Origin of the sequence: Streptomyces sp. NBC_00016, from assembly GCF_045040885.1 — a bacterium.
GTDB lineage: Bacteria > Actinomycetota > Actinomycetes > Streptomycetales > Streptomycetaceae > Streptomyces > Streptomyces coriariae.
In genome coordinates this window covers 2,071,612-2,085,941 of sequence record NZ_CP108304.1, presented here as the reverse complement: position 1 = coordinate 2,085,941, position 14,330 = coordinate 2,071,612, and the positions used below count along the sequence as shown (strand labels likewise).

12 protein-coding genes and 2 pseudogenes are annotated in these 14,330 nt (G+C 73.9%); 12 read left to right on the top strand and 2 right to left on the bottom strand.

All coding sequences use genetic code 11. The features are described from left to right. Positions 1-21 precede the first annotated feature (21 nt). The 6 genes and pseudogenes from OG933_RS09350 to OG933_RS09325 form a co-directional block, all read left to right on the top strand. Positions 22-549 (top strand): annotated as a pseudogene (locus OG933_RS09350) (GNAT family N-acetyltransferase); the annotation flags it as partial. A 118-nt stretch (positions 550-667) separates the two neighbouring features. Further along, a complete protein-coding gene (locus OG933_RS09345) occupies positions 668-2,197 on the top strand; it encodes an ABC transporter substrate-binding protein (protein WP_405626455.1) in 1,530 nt (509 codons plus the stop codon). Between the two features lie 4 nt (positions 2,198-2,201). Next, positions 2,202-3,995: an ABC transporter permease subunit gene (locus tag OG933_RS09340; protein ID WP_405626452.1), complete on the top strand. Its 1,794-nt coding sequence runs from the start codon at positions 2,202-2,204 to the stop codon at positions 3,993-3,995. Next, positions 3,992-5,221 carry an MDR family MFS transporter gene (locus OG933_RS09335; protein ID WP_405626450.1) on the top strand — a complete coding sequence of 410 codons (1,230 nt, stop codon included), beginning with the start codon at positions 3,992-3,994 and terminating at the stop codon, positions 5,219-5,221. The genes OG933_RS09340 and OG933_RS09335 overlap by 4 nt, the downstream gene beginning before the upstream one ends. A gap of 154 nt (positions 5,222-5,375) precedes the next feature. Next, entirely contained in the window at positions 5,376-5,978 is a 603-nt protein-coding gene (locus tag OG933_RS09330) for a hypothetical protein (protein WP_405626448.1), read from the top strand. 56 nt (positions 5,979-6,034) lie between these two features. Continuing rightward, complete coding sequence (locus tag OG933_RS09325; protein ID WP_405626447.1) at positions 6,035-6,796, top strand: YcnI family protein; 762 nt, start codon at positions 6,035-6,037, stop codon at positions 6,794-6,796. A gap of 73 nt (positions 6,797-6,869) precedes the next feature. On the opposite strand, the gene OG933_RS09320 is transcribed toward OG933_RS09325, so the two are convergent. Then, the gene (locus OG933_RS09320; protein WP_314220925.1) at positions 6,870-7,625 is read right to left on the bottom strand and encodes a CDP-alcohol phosphatidyltransferase family protein; all 756 of its coding nucleotides are present in this window, start codon (positions 7,623-7,625) and stop codon (positions 6,870-6,872) included. A gap of 108 nt (positions 7,626-7,733) precedes the next feature. Between OG933_RS09320 and OG933_RS09315 the strand changes: the two genes are divergently transcribed. The 5 genes and pseudogenes from OG933_RS09315 to OG933_RS09295 form a co-directional block, all read left to right on the top strand. After that, positions 7,734-8,723 carry a zinc-binding alcohol dehydrogenase gene (locus tag OG933_RS09315; protein WP_405626445.1) on the top strand — a complete coding sequence of 330 codons (990 nt, stop codon included), beginning with the start codon at positions 7,734-7,736 and terminating at the stop codon, positions 8,721-8,723. A gap of 113 nt (positions 8,724-8,836) precedes the next feature. Continuing rightward, positions 8,837-9,235 carry a 6-carboxytetrahydropterin synthase gene (locus tag OG933_RS09310; protein WP_020125703.1) on the top strand — a complete coding sequence of 133 codons (399 nt, stop codon included), beginning with the start codon at positions 8,837-8,839 and terminating at the stop codon, positions 9,233-9,235. Then, positions 9,232-10,428 (top strand): glycosyltransferase family 4 protein, encoded by a 1,197-nt coding sequence (locus OG933_RS09305; RefSeq protein ID WP_362526928.1) that lies wholly within the window; start codon positions 9,232-9,234, stop codon positions 10,426-10,428. Before OG933_RS09310 ends, OG933_RS09305 begins: the two co-directional genes overlap by 4 nt. Further along, on the top strand, positions 10,425-11,624 hold the full coding sequence (locus OG933_RS09300; RefSeq protein WP_362526926.1) for a trans-aconitate methyltransferase: 1,200 nt from the start codon (positions 10,425-10,427) through the stop codon (positions 11,622-11,624). The genes OG933_RS09305 and OG933_RS09300 overlap by 4 nt, the downstream gene beginning before the upstream one ends. Continuing rightward, positions 11,624-12,637, top strand: a pseudogene (locus tag OG933_RS09295) (YbhN family protein); the annotation flags it as partial. The gene OG933_RS09300 and the pseudogene OG933_RS09295, both read left to right, overlap by 1 nt. Before the next feature lie 143 nt (positions 12,638-12,780). Here the strand turns inward: OG933_RS09295 and OG933_RS09290 are convergent. Then, the gene (locus tag OG933_RS09290; protein ID WP_405626442.1) at positions 12,781-13,626 is read right to left on the bottom strand and encodes a creatininase family protein; all 846 of its coding nucleotides are present in this window, start codon (positions 13,624-13,626) and stop codon (positions 12,781-12,783) included. A 38-nt stretch (positions 13,627-13,664) separates the two neighbouring features. Between OG933_RS09290 and ribA the strand changes: the two genes are divergently transcribed. Further along, a complete protein-coding gene (gene ribA, locus OG933_RS09285) occupies positions 13,665-14,324 on the top strand; it encodes a GTP cyclohydrolase II (RefSeq protein WP_267021599.1) in 660 nt (219 codons plus the stop codon). Positions 14,325-14,330 lie beyond the last annotated feature (6 nt).

Sequence of the window (14,330 nt, the reverse complement as noted above, 5' to 3'; positions counted from 1 at the left end):
CTTAATGCATATGATGCGCAAGTGCGTGACTACTGCATCAGGCCCGCGGGCCCCGAGGACCTCGACGGCGCCCGAGCCGTCATGCTCGACACCGTCTACCGCGATTTCGGCACCGGTTACGTGCCCCGCTGGCACGGCGACATCATCGACCCCGTCGCCGCCTACCTCGTCCCGGCCCGCCACACCCTGCTGGTCGCGCTCGACGGCGAGCACGGCGAGGTCGTCGCCACGGCGGCCCTGGACTCCCGAGGTCCCGCGCATCCGCCGAACCCACGCCATGTCGCCGATCGCTACCCCTGCGGCACGACCGCGCAGCTGCGCCGCGTCTACGTCCGCCGGGAGCACCGTCGACGCGGCCTCGCCCGGCGGCTGGTCGCCGAACTCCTCGCCTTCGCGGTCGCGGACGGCGGCTACGGGGCCGTCTACCTGCACACGGACCCGGCCGTGGAGGGGGCCGAGGGGTTCTGGCGCTCGCTCGGCACCGTCGTGCACGACGAGCGGGAAGGAGTGACCGGCGGTCAGGGCATCGTGCACTTCGATGTCCCCCTCGATGTCCCTCTCGGCGTCCCCCGCGACGTTCTCCTCCCCGCTTCTCCCTCCCCTTTCGCCCCCTCTGCCCCCGCTGCCTCTTCCTCCTCCCGCCCTCGTCCCACAGGCCGGTAACTCCATGCGCTTCCCCCGCCGTCCCCGCCCTTCCCGCGGTCCCCGTCCTCCCCGGCTTCTCGCCGCGGTCTTCCTCGCCCCGCTGCTCGCCGGCTGCTTCGCCTCCTCAGGTGACGACGACGGCGCGGACTCCGGCGCCGACGACGGCTCCCGGCTGCGCGTCGCGCTCGCCTTCCCGCCCGCCGAGAACCTCTCCCCCTACGGCGCCGACGCGACGATCCTCAGCCGGCTCGGGGTCACCGAGGGGCTGACCGCGCTCGACGCCAACGGCGCCGCCGCTCCCGCACTCGCCGCGTCCTGGCGCCGAGTGGACGACCGCAACTGGCTGTTCACCCTGCGCGAGGCCGCTTTCCAGGACGGTACGGAGGTCACACCCGCCGCCGTCGCCGCCTCCCTCACGCACGCCACCGAGGCCCAGCCGGTCCCGGCCGCGCTCTCCGGCGTCACCCTCACGGCGAAGGCGGAGGGCGGTACCGGCGTACGCGTCACCACCGCCGCCCCCGACCCGGTCCTGCCCCTGCGCCTGTCCAGCCCCGGTCTCGCCGTCCTCGCTCCGAAGGCCTACGGGAAGAAGGGCGCCGTCGATCCGGTCGGCACCGCCACCGGACCCTTCGAACTCACCGAGGTCACCGGCGCCACCGCCGCCGACCTGGACCGCTTCGACGACTACTGGGGCGGCCGGGCGCAGGCCTCCGGAGTCGAGGTGCGTTTCATCGCCGACGGCACGGCCCGCGCCAACGCCCTGCGCACCGGACAGGTCGACCTCGCCGAGGCGATACCCGTCGCCCAGGCCGCCACCCTCGACGCGGACACCCGCCGCGAGACCGCCACGACCCGTACCACCAGCCTGCTGCTCAACGCGAAGTCGGGTGTCTTCAAGGACCCGGCCCTGCGGGCCGCCGCGCGGGCGGCCGTCGACACCTCGGCCCTGGCCGAGGGTGTCTACGAGGGGCACGCGGACGCCGGCGCCGGCATCTACGGCCCCGCCGTCACCTGGGCCGAGGGCAAGCGTGTCCAGCCCGCCGGGCGAGCGAAGGCCGGTCGTCCCGGCGGTGTCTCGCTCACTCTCGCCACCTACGACAACCGGCCCGAACTCCCGGAAGCCGCACAGGTGTTGAAGCAGCAGCTGGAGAAGGCCGGCTTCAAGGTGAAGCTGGAGGTGCGTGAGTACTCGAGGCTGGAGAGCGACGCGCTCGCGGGGAAGTTCGACGCCTTCCTCGGCGCCCGCAACAGTCTCCTCGACACCGGCGACCCCGTCTCCCTCCTGGCCAGTGACTTCACCTGCGACGGCGGCTACAACCTCGCCCTGCTGTGCGACAAGGGTGTCGACCGGGCGGTCACCGAGGCGCAGACGGTGGCCGACACCGGTGAGCGGCAGGACGCCGCCCTGGCCGCCGAGGCCGCGATCCTCGGCACCGACGCCGTCGTCCCGCTGGTCCACCAGCGCGTCATCACCGGCGTCGGCGCCGAGGTCGGCGGGGTGCTCCTCGATCCGTACGAGCGCACGCTCGTGGGTGCCGGGACCCGGCGCTGACGGCATGAGGAGCAGGCTGGGCGCGCTGCTGTGGCGTGCCGTGCTGGCCGCGCTGCTGGTGTGCGGTATCGGGCTGCTGCCCTGGCTGTCGCACACCGACCCGGCGCTGACCGTGTTGAAGGCGCGGTCCGCCGACCGTGACGCCACACCCGCGGTACTCGCCGACATCCGAGCCCAACTCGGGCTGCAGGAAGGACCGTTGCGCCTTCTCGGGCAGTGGCTCGCCGGGTTGCCGCGCGGGGACGCCGGACGGTCGTGGATCTCCGGTGCCGATGTCCTGCCCGGCGTCCTCGAGGCGCTCGGCGCTTCGCTGCTGCTGGTGGTGGTGGCGTTGGCGGTCGCCCTGGTCACCGCCGCCGGCGTGTGCGCCCGCACCCTGTACCTGGGTGCCCGGCGGCGGCTGGAGGGCCGGCCCGCCGGCGGCTCCGGTTCCGCCGTGCTCGCCGCGCTGCCCGAGTTCCTCACCGCTTCCGTGCTCGCCACCGTCGTCGGTGTGCAGTGGGGATGGCTGCCCGCTCTCGGCTGGTACGGCCCGCAGTGGACGGTGCTGCCCGCGCTCGCCCTGGGCCTGCCCGCCGGTGCGGTGCTCGGACGCCTTCTCGACGACCAGTTGCCGGCCGCCTTCGCCGAGCCCTGGGCGGCGGCCGCCGCCGCGCGCGGACTGCCCGGCCGGAGCATCGGCCGCAAGGCGCTGCGCCGCTGTGTGCCCGGACTGCTGCCCAACCTCGGGCTGTTCGTCGTGGGGCTGACCGGCGGATCCGTCGCCGTGGAGCAGATCTTCGACATCCCCGGGCTCGGCCGGACCACCCTCCAGGCCGCGATCGCGCAGGACCTGCCCGTCCTCCAGGCCGGCACCCTCGTCCTCGTCGCCCTCGCCGCCGTCACCACCGTGGGCGCCCGGCTCGCCGCCCGGCTGCTCATCGGCCCCGCGCTGCGCGACGGCGCATTGCATACACTCCACCGGCCTCCGCCGCCCGTCCGCAGGATCCTGCCTATTGCATACAGTCTTCTGCTGTCCGTCGTCATCTCCCTCGGCCTGCCCCGCGATCCGCTCGCCCTCGACACCGCGGCCCGCCTCCGACCCCCCTCCGCCGCCCACCCGTTCGGCACCGACGCGCTCGGCCGTGACGTCCTCGCCCGGGTCGCGCACGGCGCCCTCGACACCCTGCTCCTCGCCCTCGCCATCAGCGCGGTCGCACTGACGGCCGGATTGCTGCTCGGGCTGCTGCCCCGGTTGTCCGGGCCGCTCGTCGACACCGTGAACGCCGTACCGCCGGTGCTCGCGGCGCTCCTCGTCGCCGCGGTCTGGGGCAGCGGGTCCGCCACGCCCGTGCTCGCCGTGGCCGTCGTGGCCTGGGCGCCGCTCGCCGCGCACACCTCCGCGCTGCTGCGCCAGGAACGGGCCACACTCCACCTGACCGCCACCCGCGCCCTCGGTGCGGGCCCCGGCTATCTGCTCAGGAGCGAGCTCCTGCCCGCCGTCCTCCCGCCCGTGGCCCGGCACGCCCTCCTCCGGCTGCCCGGCATCGCCCTCGCCCTGGCCTCGCTCGGCTTCCTCGGCCTCGGCGCCCAGCCGCCGTCCCCCGAGTGGGGCCTGCTCCTCGCCGAGAACCAGCCCTACGCCGAACGCGCACCCTGGGCCGTCCTCGCCCCCGCGACCGTCCTCGCCGTCCTCGGCGCCCTGGCGGTGACCGCGGCCGGCGGACTGCGACGACCGAGGCCGCGGCGCCCTCGTACGGTGGACCCGATCGTCGAGGAACGGACCTCCACGCGACCGGAGTCGGTGGGAGCCGGATGACGGCGACACGGCTTTCCCCGCGTCGCGGCGCGAAGGGGGCGCCTCCGCTCTCGCCCCTCCTGCGCCTGCTGATCCTGACCCAACTCGCCTTCAACATCGGCTTCTTCGCCGTCCTGCCGTTCCTCGCCGGGCATCTGGGCGACGCGGTCGGCATGGCGGGCTGGCTGGTCGGGTTCGTGCTGGGGCTGCGGACCTTCAGCCAGCAGGGGCTGTTCGTGGTCGGCGGGGCCCTCGCCGACCGGTACGGCGTCCGGCCCGTCGTCCTCGCCGGGTGCGTGTTGCGCATCGCCGGGTTCGGCTGGCTCGGACATGCCGAACAGACCTGGACGGTCATCGGGGCGGTGCTGCTGATCGGGTTCGCGGCCGCGCTGTTCTCACCGGCCGTCGAGTCCGAGGTGGCGCGGCAGGCCGTCGTGCACGAGGAGTCGGGCGGTGGGCCGCGGACCCGGGTGCTCGCGCTGTTCACGGTCGCCGGACAGGCCGGGGCGTTCGTCGGGCCCCTGCTCGGCGCGCTGCTCCTCGCCGTCGACTTCCGCGCGGTGTGCCTGGCCGGAGCCGGCGTCTTCGTTCTCGTCCTGGCCGGTCACGCCCGGCTGCTGCCGCAGCACATCCCCGGTCGCTCCCGGGTCCAAGTACGCGGCGGAACAGGCCCGTTGCTCCGCAACCGCCGCTTCCTCGCCCTGTGCTGCGCGTACGGCACCTATCTCCTCGCCTACAACCAGCTCTACCTCGCCCTGCCCGCCGAGGTGGAGCGGGCGGCCGCCTCGCAGGCGCCGCTCGCCTGGCTGTTCGCGCTGTCGTCGCTGCTGGTCGTGACGGCCCAGTTGCCGGTCACCCGGTGGGCGGGGGAGCGGATCGACCTGCGCCGCTCGATGGCGGCCGGGCTCGTGCTGATCGCCGTGGGATTCGCCGTGGTGGCCGTGGCCCGGCCCGCCGGACGGACCGGGACGGCCGGGCTGCTGCCCGCGGCCTGCTTCGTCCTGCTGCTCACGCTCGGTCAGATGCTCGTCGTGCCCGCCACCCGTGCCTGGGTGACCGACCTCGCCGAGGAGGGCCGGCTCGGCCTGTACACCGGGGCACTGTCCTCGGTCTCCGGGCTGATCGTGCTGCTCGGCAGCGCGGCCACCGGCACCCTCCTGGACGCCGGGCTGCCCCCGGCCGTCCCCTGGCTCCTCCTGGCCGCCGTACCGGCCGCGGCCGTCGCGCTCCTGCCCCGGCGGACGTGAACGCGAGAGCGTGTGAACCCGGGAGCACGTGAACGCGGTTGCAGGGAAACGCGGTAGCAGGGGAACGCGTGAACGCGGGAGCGCCGGAACCTGGAGAACGTGAACGCCGCAGCGGCGGTCGACGTATCAGTCGAGCGTGGGAGGATCCCTCACCATGAGTGCGTCCCCGGCCGTCCGGAGTCTGCGCGCCGCGGTGTTCGCCGCCGTGTGCGTGCTGCTGGCCGCCGCCGGGCACGGGCTCGCCACGGGCGACACGCCGCCGCTGTGGGCGGACGGCGCCGGATTCCTGGCCGTCTTCACCGCCGGGTGGCTGCTCGGCTCCCGGGAACGCGCCCTGCCCGGGATCGGCGCGGCCACGCTGGCCACCCAGGCAGGCCTGCACGTCGCCTTCGACGCGGCCCGCTCCCGTACGGCCGCGCAGACCATGCCCGCGATGCCCATGACGTCCGCGCACGGTATGCACCTGCACGCCCACACCGCCTCGGCGATGACCGCGCACGCGACGGCGGCCCACGTCCTCGCCGCGCTCGCCGCCTCCTGGTGGCTGCGGCGCGGAGAGGCCGCCCTGTGGTCGCTGCTGCGCTGGGCGGCCGCCTTCCTGCCGGGCCTCGCGGCCTGGTGGCGGGGGACCCCTGCCCCGCTGCCCGTGCCGTCGGTCCACCCCGCCGCCCCGGCGCCCGTCCCGCCGAGGCAGCTGCTGCTGCGCCATGCGGTGAGCCGCCGCGGACCGCCCGCCCCGATCCCGTACGCGATCTGACCCCGAGCCGGCCCCGAGCCGGACCCCCATCCTTCCTGTACGGAGATCACCCACTCATGTCCACGACACACCCCGCCCTGCGCCGCGCCGGTCTCGGCACCGTGCTCGCCGCCGCCGCGGTCCTCGCCGCCGCCGGTGCCGCCTCCGCGCACGTCACCGTGCACCCCGAGAGCTATGCCAAGGGCGCCACGGACGGCGTCCTCAGCTTCCGGGTCCCCAACGAGGAGGACACCGCGAGCACCACCAAGGTCCAGGTCTTCCTGCCCACCGACCACCCCGTGCTCGGCGTGCTGGTCCATCCGCAGGACGGCTGGACCGCCAAGGTGACGACCACGAAGCTCACGACGCCCGTCAAGACGGACGACGGCACGATCAGCGAGGCCGTCTCCGAGATCACCTGGACCGGCGGGAAGATCGGCGCCGGCCAGTACGAGGACTTCGACGTCGCCTTCGGTCAGCTTCCCGACGACACGGCTCAGCTGGCCTTCAAGACCCTCCAGACCTACTCCGACGGCAAGACCGTCCGCTGGATCGAGGAGGCCGAGGCGGGCGCGGACGAACCGGAGGACCCGGCGCCGGTGCTGAAGCTGACAGCGGCTGCGGCGGACGACAGCGACAGCACCTCCGACGCCGCCTCGAAGAGCACGGACGGCACGAGCGGCGCGGACGGCACCAAGAGCGGCGCGGTCCAGGTCACCGCGGCCGACGCCGGTGACTCCACCGCCCGCGGACTGGGCGTCGCGGGTCTGGTCGTCGGCGTGCTGGGCCTCGCAGCGGCCGGCTTCGCCGTCGTACGGACGCGGTCGGCTCGGTCGTAACCATGCGGGAAGCCCATGGGGCAGGGCCCGGACCGTGAACCCGGTCCGGGCCCTGCCCCATGGGAGAGGGGAGCTACACGAGCTCCAGGACCTTCGGCGCCGGAGCCTGCGCGGCGATCCGCGAGGTCCGCCGCAGCCACAGCACGTCCCGGCCGAAGGACCACACCAGCGAGCCCAGCGCCAGCAGGACGACGGCGAAGTTGGCCGCGTACGGCAGCAGGTTCGCGCCCGCCAGCAGCAGCAGGACGCCCTGGAGCGCGGCGACCGTCTTGCGGGCGGTGCTCGGCGGGAGCGGGGCGTTGAGCCAGGGGGCGACGCGGGCCGCCGCGACGAACACGTAGCGCATGCCGCCGATCAGCAGGACCCACGGTCCGAGCGCCATCGAGACGTACACGCTGAGCACCAGGATCAGGAACGCGTCGACCTCCATGTCGAAGCGCGCTCCCAGCGCCGTCGAAGTGCCGGTACGGCGGGCGACCTTGCCGTCGACGCCGTCGAGGATCAGGGCCACGGCCGTCAGGCCGACCAGCAGCGTCACCGGCGGCGTGCTCTCGAAGGAGTCCGCGACCAGCGCGGTCACCCCGCCGACCAGCGTCGCCCGGCCGAGCGTCACCCGGTTGGCCGGGCCGAACGAGCGCAGGCTGGAGCGGTGCAGCGCCCGGGAGAGCACCCCCCAGGTGGCGATGGCGAAGACGAGACCGGTCACCCAGCCCGCCGGCCCGAGGCCGATCGCCGAGCCGAGCAGAGCCAGCAACAGGATCTGAACGCCCGCTCCCACAGCGGTCTCCTGCTGGACCAGCCTTGCGTCGTAAGTGTTGTTCAGGGCCACCGCACATTCCTCCGGCCAGATGACAAAGATGATCAGTGCCGCGTACTGTGCGCGGACTGTGCACACCTCGGTACGTGGGCCGGTTGCCGATCGTTCAGGAGGATGCCGATGTCTGTCACCGCTCGTGCGTTCTGGGTCAGCTCTCCGGGTGAAGGAGAGATCCGCGAGGTCGTCGTTCCCGACCCGGCCGAGGACGAGGTGCTGGTGCGCTCGCTGTGGTCCGGCGTCAGCCGTGGCACGGAGACCCTCGTCTTCCGCGGCGGGGTGCCCGAGAGCCAGCACGCGGCGATGCGGGCGCCGTTCCAGGAGGGCGACTTCCCGGCGCCCGTGAAGTACGGCTACCTCAACGTCGGGGTGGTGGAGAAGGGACCGGCGGCGCTCGTCGGACGCACGGTCTTCTGCCTCTACCCGCACCAGACGCGGTACGTCGTCCCGGCGTCGGCGGTGACGGTCGTACCGGACTCGGTGCCCGCGCCGCGAGCCGTCCTCGCCGGCACCGTCGAGACGGCCGTCAACGCGCTGTGGGACGCGGCGCCGCTGGTCGGCGACCGGATCGCGGTGGTCGGCGGCGGCATGGTCGGCTGCTCGGTGGCCGCGCTGCTGGCCCGCTTCCCCGGCGTCCGCGTGCAGTTGGTGGACGCCGACCCGGCACGGGCGAAGGTCGCCGAGGCCCTCGGTGTCGACTTCGCCTCCCCCGAGGACGCCCGGGGCGGTCTCGACCTCGTCGTGCACGCCAGCGCCACCGAACAGGGCCTGGCCCGTTCCCTGGAGCTGCTGTCCGCCGAGGGCACCGTCCTCGAACTGAGCTGGTACGGCGACCGGAAGGTCTCCCTCCCGCTCGGCGAGGACTTCCACTCCCGGCGGCTGGTCATCCGCAGCAGCCAGGTCGGCACCGTCTCCCCGGCCCGACGCTCCAGCCGGACGTACGCCGACCGGCTCGCGCTCGCCCTGGAGCTGCTGGCCGACCCGGCGCTCGACGCCCTCGTCACCGGAGACAGCGCTTTCGAGGAGTTGCCGGACGTGATGCCGAAGCTCGCGGCAGGCGAGATTCCGGCCCTGTGTCACCGCGTCGGGTACGGGCAAGAGCGCCTGACCTGAGAAAAGAGTGAGATCGGGCTGAACACGGGGAAGTGAAGGTCCGTACTACACGGCATCCCCCGGGCGGCCAACGGCCGGGGGGAGCAGAGGCGCCGCACCTGGAGGGTCGTCCGTTGTTCAGTGTCACCGTCCGCGATCACATCATGATCGCCCACAGCTTCCGCGGCGAGGTCTTCGGACCCGCGCAGCGCCTGCACGGAGCGACGTTCCTCGTGGACGCCACTTTCCGCCGTGAGCAGCTGGACGACGACAACATCGTCGTCGACATCGGGCTGGCCACGCAGGAGCTCGGCGCCGTGGTCAGCGAGCTGAACTACCGCAACCTCGACAACGAGCCCGACTTCGCCGGGGTCAACACCTCGACCGAGTTCCTGGCCAAGGTCGTCGCGGACCGGCTCGCGGAGCGGATCCACAAGGGCGCGCTCGGCGAGGGCGCCCGGGGCATCGCCGCCATCGCGGTCAGCCTGCACGAGTCGCACGTCGCCTGGGCGAGTTACGAGCGTGCGCTGTGACCGACGTGACCCTGGAGAAGGCGGCCGTGCCCAAGGCCCCGCTCGCGTACGTGCCCGCGCAGGTCGCGCTTCCCAAGATCGGCGGGATCATCCCCATGTCCCTGCGCTCCGTGCAGTTCGTGATGCCGGGCGGTGTCGACGACCCGGCGAACCCGAGCGGCGGCAACGCCTACGACCGGCGCCTGTGCCTGGACCTGCCCGGCTTCGGCTGGCAGGTGCACAAGCACCAGGTGTCCGGTTCCTGGCCGCGCCCGGAGGCGGCCGCCCGCGCGGAACTGGCGCGGACGCTGCGGGAGTTCCCCGACGGCACGGTCGTCCTGCTCGACGGGCTGGTGGCCTGCGGGGTCCCGGAGATCATCGCCCCCGAGGCGGAGCGACTGCGGCTCGTCGTCCTCGTCCACCTGCCGCTCGGTGACGAGCGGGGCCTCGCCCCCGAGGTGGCGGCCGAACTCGACGCCAAGGAGCGGGCCGTGCTGCGGGCCGTCCCGGCCGTCGTCGCGACCAGCGAGTGGGCGGTGCGCCGCCTCGTCTCCCACCACGGCCTCGCCCCCGAGCGCGTGCATGCCGCCGCCCCCGGCGCCGACATCGCGCCCCTCGCCTCCGGCACCGACGGCGTGTCGCGCCTGCTGTGCGTGGCAGCCGTGACCCCGCGCAAGGGTCAGCACCGGCTGGTGGAGGCACTGGCCGCGGCGAGAGACCTGCCGTGGAGCTGCGTGTGCGTGGGCGGACTCGGGCAGGACCCGGAGTACGTCGCCCATCTGCGCGGCCTGATCGCCAAGTACGGCCTTCAGGACCGGCTGGAGCTGGCGGGCCCGAAGGCCGGCGCCGAGCTCGACGCCGCCTACGCCTCCGCCGACCTGATGGTCCTCACCTCCTACGCGGAGACGTACGGCATGGCCGTCACCGAGGCACTCGCCCGCGGCATCCCCGTCCTCGCGACGGACGTCGGCGGACTGCCCGAGGCGGTCGGCCGCGCCCCCGACGGCGGCGTCCCCGGCATTCTCGTCCCGCCGGAGGACCCGGCCGCCCTCGCGGTCGAACTGCGCGGCTGGTTCGGCGAGGCCGACGTACGACGTCGTCTCAAGGCCGCCGCGCGGGGCCGCCGGGCGGCCCTGAACGGCTGGGCGACGACCGCCCAGAGCCTGGCCGGCGTCCTGGGCCGGCTTCCCAGCGAACCCCGGAGGGCTGCATGAGGAAGACGACGGCGACGCCGGCCGACGTGGCACGACGCGTGGGCGGCATTCCGGCACAGCCGGTCCGGAAGGAGGCTGGTTCCGTGGTGGAGTCCCTGATCCCCGACGGCGGCTCCGCGGCACACGCGGTGACACCGGGCGCGGAGTCCGCGGCGCGGTCGGTGGGCTCGGGCCCGGTGACGCAGGCGGCGGCCTCCGGTACGGGTTCCGGTTCCGTGCCGCACGCCGTGGCGGCCGGTGCGCAGCCCGCGGGGGAGCCGCAGGGTTCCGCTGCCGACGACGCGGTGCTCGGCGTGATAGCCGGCGCCGGACCGGTGAGCCGCACCGGGGAGCGGCCCACCGTGCGGCTGCGGGACGTCGGGCCGGACGAGCAGCCCCGTTACGCCCCCGAGTGGCTGGAGCTGCGCGAGCCCGCCGACGCCGCCGCCCGGTCGATGGAGCTGCTGGACCCGCTGCGGATCCGGCTCGCCAACCTGCCCGGACGCGGCGGCTTCGCCATCCACGACCTGGGCTGCGGCACCGGCTCGATGGGCCGCTGGCTGGCCCCCCGCCTGGACGGCGCCCAGCACTGGATCCTGCACGACCGTGACCCCTACCTCCTGCACTTCGCTGCCGTCGCCTCGCCCCGGGCGGCCGCCGACGGCAGCCGGGTCACCGTCGAGACCCGGCGCGGCGACGTCGCCCGCCTCACCCCGGACGCCCTGCTCGGCGCCTCGCTGGTCACCGCGTCCGCGCTGCTCGACGTCCTCACCCGCGAGGAGGTCGAGACGCTCGCCGCGGCCTGTGCCGGCGCCGGCTGCCCGGCGCTGCTGACCCTCTCGGTCGCCGGACGCGTCGAACTCAGCGCGCCGGACCCGCTGGACGACGAGATCGCCGCCGCCTTCAACGACCACCAGCGGCGCGGAGGTCTCCTCGGCCCCGACTCGGTGACCGTCGCCTGCGAGGCGTTCGCCGCCCACGGTGCGACCGTCAAGGTGCACCCGAGCCCGTGGCGGCTCGGCCCCGAGAACGTGGGCCTGACCGCCCAGTGGCTGCGCGGCTGGGTCGGCGCGGCCGTGGAGGAGCGCCCCGAACTGGCCGAGCGCGCCGAGGCCTACCTGGCCGCCCGGCTGGCGGCCTGCGCGGCGGGCGAACTGCACGTCACCGTCCACCACAGCGACCTGCTGGCACTGGCCCGGCCGACGGGCGGGGTCTGATGAGCGCGGAGACGGTGAGCCCCCGGGTGACGGTCGCGCCGCCGGCCGGCTGGACGGAGGGAGTCAGGACGGTCGCGCGCCGGCCCCGGCGCAGCCCCTCGGTGGCCCGCACCGGCGCCGCCGTGTCCGAGGCCCGGATCGGTGTCATCGTGACCGGGCCGCGGGCGAAGAAGCCCTCCCGGCTGCGCGCCCTGCTCGGCAACCGGGCCGTCCGCACGCACTTCGGGACGGTCGCCGGAGTCGCCATCCTCAGCGTGCTGCTGTGGCGGCTGGGCACCGGCGTCTTCATGGACGGACTGCGCCGGATCGACGTGCCGACGCTGCTGGTGGGGCTCGGGATCGGCGCGGTCACCACGGTGTTCAGCGCCTGGCGATGGGCGCTGGTGGCCCGCGGGCTGCGCATCCGGCTGCCGCTCGGCCCGGCCGTCGCCGACTACTACCGGGCGCTGTTCCTCAACGCGGCCCTGCCCGGCGGCGTCCTCGGCGACGTGCACCGCGCGGTACGGCACGGGCAGAGCGCCGGTGACGTCGGACGCGGCGTGCGGGCCGTGGTCCTGGAGCGCACCGCGGGACAGCTCGTGCTGGCCGTCGCAGGCGTAACGGTCCTGCTGACCCTGCCCTCCCCGGTCATGCAGGACGTACGGCACATCGCCCCGCTGGTCCTGCTGGCCGGCGTGGGCGCGCTCGCCGTCGTCCTCGCCGTCCGGATGAACTCCTCGGCACCGCGACGCGGCGGCCGGCTGCGGGCGGGACTGGCCGAGGCGCGCGAGGGACTGCTGTCGCGGCGCAACGGGCCGGGCGTCGCCGTGTCGTCGGCGGTCGTACTGGCCGGGCACCTCGGGATGTTCGTCGTGGCAGCGCGGGTCGCCGGCTCCGACGCCTCGGTCCTCGAGCTGCTGCCGATCGCCGTCCTCGCCCTGCTCGCCATGGGCCTGCCGCTGAACGTCGGCGGCTGGGGCCCCCGCGAGGGCGTCACCGCGTGGGCGTTCGGCGCCGCCGGGCTCGGCGCGAGCACCGGTCTCGCGGTCGCCGTCGTGTACGGCGTGCTCAGCTTCGTGGCGGCGCTGCCGGGGGCGGTCGTGCTGGTCGCCCGCTGGTACGCGGGGCTGCGGGCCGGGGCCGCCGCGAAGACGGGCCCCGGGCTCGACGAGCGGCGTCACGACGACGTCGCGGCACCCGCTCCGGAGTCGTCGCCCGCGTCGGACTCACCGGTCGCGGCGGTACGGATTTCGGTTCCCGAAGCCGTCGAAGTTCCCGTGGTCAGCAAGGAGAAATACGCGCCGAAGGAATCCGCCAGGCTCGCCAGGAGTTCCTTCCCCTTTTCCGCGGACCCCAGGGAAGGACGGCCGATGACGCCCGAATCGGTATAGGCGGACATTCCCAGCGTGAGCAGATGACGGCGGTCGTCCGCGACGAAATCGGCCGACTCATAACCGGGCCGGACGAGTTCGGGGTGGGCGTGCAACAGGATCGACGTCTCGATCTCCCCGGCGTGCATGTCGGTGAGCAGCGAGGTCGACACCCCGGACCGCTCCAGCGCCGCCTCCCAGTCCTCCGGGGCCGGGAAGAGGGCCATCCGCTCACCTGCGGCGGAGGACTCCTGGACGACGTTGCCCAGGACGTAGTTCCCGCCGTGTCCGTTGACCAGCACCAAGGCCTCGACGCCCGAGCGGCGCAGCGACGCCGCTATGTCCCGTACCACCGCGTGAAGGGTCACGGAGGAGATGCTGACGGTTCCCGGCCAGGCCGCGTGCTCGTGCGAGCAGGCGATGGTCACCGGCGGGAGGAGGTGCACCGGGTACGCCCCGGCGATCTCCCGGGCGATGGCACAGGCGACCAGTGTGTCGGTGGCCAACGGCAGGTACGGTCCGTGCTGTTCGAAGCTTCCGACGGGCAGGACCGCCACCTGTGTCGAGACGCCGGCACCCCGGGTCCTTACGTCCTCGGACGTGTCCGTCGGCACCAGTCCGTACGCCGCCGACCGTATTTCCGAACCACTCATTTCTTCCCGGCCCTTCGTCTCTGCTTAGGAACCAGATCATGACAGAAAAAATTGGCGTACTCGGCACGAAGACCCCGCAGCGCACCGGTGTGGAACGCGTGGTGAATGCCCCCCTGCCCACCGTGTACGGGAATTTCCAGGCGGTCGGTTACATGGACCACGACCGCGGTGACGAGCAAGTCGCCCTGGTCTACGGCGAGATCGGCACCGAGGACGTACTGACCCGGCTGCATTCGGAATGCCTGACCGGCGACGCGTTCGGCTCCCAGCACTGCGAGTGCGGCGACCAGCTGGCGTCCGCGCTGCGGGCGGTCGTCGCCGAGGGCCGCGGCGTGGTCGTCTATCTGCGCGGGCACGAGGGCCGGGGGATCGGGCTGCTCGGCAAGCTGCGGGCGATGGCGTTGCAGGCGGAGGGCCTGGACACCGTCGAGGCGAACGTCGCGCTCGGCTTCCCGGTCGACGCCCGCGACTACAAGGTGGCCGCCGACATCCTGCGCGACCTGGGCGTCGACTCCGTCCGCCTGATGTCGAACAACCCGCGCAAGCGCGAGGCGCTGGTGGACAACGGCATCCGGGTCGCCGAGGAGGTCCCGCTGCTGATCGAGCCGTGCGAGAACAACATCACCTACCTGCGTACCAAGCGGGAGCGCCTGGACCACCGGCTGCCCCACCTGGACGCGGTGGCGCACTGGTCCTGATCGCGG